The sequence below is a fragment of the Arthrobacter sp. Dra40 genome (assembly GCF_059091905.1).
The window spans coordinates 1-1,293 of record NZ_JBNHHB010000494.1 but is presented as its reverse complement, the minus strand read 5'-3'; the positions used below and the strand labels follow the sequence as shown (position 1 = coordinate 1,293).

Below are 1,293 nucleotides of genomic sequence, written 5' to 3'. Positions count from 1 at the left end.
CGTTCCCGGTGGTCTTCCTCCCCGGTATGGCGCACGGGGTCTTCCCGCACCAGCGTTCCATGACCGACCCGAAGGAACTCGCCGAAGAGCGCCGGTTGGCCTACGTGGGCCTGACGCGCGCCCGGCAGCGGCTGTACCTGACCCGGTCCGAGTCGCGCAGCATGTGGGGCCAGAGCCAGTTCAATCCGGCCAGCCAGTTTATTGAAGAGGTCCCGGCCGAGCTCATCGAGTGGAAACGCGAAGGCACCGCCCACCCGATGTTTGCCTCGTCGGGCAGCTTCGGGTCCAGCCGCTACGGAGGCTCCCACTGGGGTGCCGGGACATCCGGCACCCAGGACATCAGCAACCTGCGCGGGTCCGCGCCCTCGATCACGAGTGCCAAGACCCGGGCGGGGCGCGTGCAGCCGCAGAAGGAAGTCATCGCGCTTGCCATCGGCGACAAGGTCAACCACACCAGCTTCGGCAACGGCACCGTCCTGGGCCTCGAGGGAGCGGGCGACAAGACAGTGGCCAAGGTGAAATTCGACGCCGGCGAGAAGCGGCTGCTGCTGCGGTATGCGCCGCTGACCAAAATCGCCTGACCCCACTGGGAGGTTCGCCACGTTCGTGCTGCTGCATTTGGCAGCGGCCTGACCCGGCGCTTACCGTTCTTATCCATGGATGGCGTGGACATTAGTACTCTGGAACGGCTGGCGACCCCCGCCTTTTGGCTCGATACCCCGCTGCGCGTGTCGCTGATCCTGTTGGGTGGATTCCTGGCGAATATGGTCCTGCGGATGGTGATTAAACGCGTCACCGGAAAGATCGCCGACGGCGAGACCGCCAAGCTGGATAAATTCGATCCCGCAGCGGTGCGCAAGAACAGCAAAGACCCGCGCTACTGGCTGATGCAGGATTCGCCGATCGCCGCGGTCCGCCGGGCCCAGCGTTCGAAGACGATCGGATCGGTGTTGCGTTCGATCACCACGATCGTGCTGGCCACCCTCACCGTCCTGATGGTGCTCACCGAGCTCGAGTTCAACCTTGGCCCCCTGCTGGCCAGTGCCGGTATTGCCGGTGTTGCCATTGGCTTCGGCGCCCAGACCCTGGTCAAGGACTACCTGTCCGGACTGTTCATGGTGGCCGAAGACCAGTACGGCATCGGCGACGTGGTCGATTTGGGCGAGGCTTCCGGCACAGTGGAGTCGGTCGGCCTCAGGGTCACCCAGGTGCGCGCCGTGGACGGCACGCTGTGGCATGTCCGCAACGGCGAGATCCTGCGCGTGGGCAACTCCTCGCAGGGCTGGGCGCGGG

General features: G+C 65.5%; 2 protein-coding genes. Both read left to right on the top strand.

Going from position 1 to position 1,293, the window contains the following annotated elements; translation table 11 throughout:
- The coding region (locus AC5RWT_RS37495) for a 3'-5' exonuclease (protein ID WP_494084636.1) at positions 1 to 581 on the top strand (581 nt) is incomplete at its 5' end.
- Between the two features lie 84 nt (positions 582 to 665).
- The coding region (locus tag AC5RWT_RS37490) for a mechanosensitive ion channel family protein (RefSeq protein WP_494084635.1) at positions 666 to 1,293 on the top strand (628 nt) is incomplete at its 3' end.